The sequence below is a fragment of the Microvirga sp. KLBC 81 genome (assembly GCF_003075415.1).
GTDB lineage: Bacteria > Pseudomonadota > Alphaproteobacteria > Rhizobiales > Beijerinckiaceae > Microvirga.
The window spans coordinates 1-566 of sequence record NZ_QDAH01000322.1; the positions used below are offsets into that span (position 1 = coordinate 1).

Here is a 566-nt window from a genome sequence, read left to right on the forward strand (position 1 = left end):
CTCCAAGATGGGCGCAAGCTGAAACCGATCCGGATCCGGCAGAGCGCCTATCTGAATAATCGCATCGAGCAGGACCACCGCGCCATCAAGCGGCGGGTGGGGCCGATGCTCGGCTTCAAGTCGATTGGCAGCGCTCGCGTGATCCTGGGAGGGATCGAGATGATCCACATGATGCGCAAACACCAGGCGAAATACGCCTGCGCTCCGCGGCCATCATTGGCGGAGCAGTTTCACCGACTCGCCGCATGAATGGAGCACAGGTAGCTGCTACTTCCTCGTCCTTGCTTCGGATTTGCGACAGAACCCCCGCGGATCACCGAAGCGCTCTGGCGGGACACGCTGGTGACCGCAGCGATCCAGCGCGAGTGGACCGTCAATCTCGGCCAGCGCTCCGCCTTTGAGCGCCTGGGCCATTCCCTGTGTGAGCTGTTCATCCGCCTGAGAGCGGTGGGGCTGACACAGGGCAACGCCTGCGAGCTGCCTGTCACCTAGAGCAACGGCAGTTCTGACGGAATCGTTGGGGCTATGCGGTGTGGCGGCTTCGTGATTCACTCATCTTGGCTCTC

General features: G+C 62.0%; 1 protein-coding gene and 1 pseudogene. Both read left to right on the top strand.

Annotated elements, in window-relative coordinates; translation table 11 throughout:
* On the top strand, positions 1 to 249 hold a 249-nt coding region (locus DC522_RS34000), incomplete at its 5' end, for a DDE-type integrase/transposase/recombinase (RefSeq protein WP_116532742.1).
* A gap of 57 nt (positions 250 to 306) precedes the next feature.
* Positions 307 to 489 (top strand): annotated as a pseudogene (locus DC522_RS34005) (Crp/Fnr family transcriptional regulator); the annotation flags it as partial.
* Positions 490 to 566: the final 77 nt, after the last annotated feature.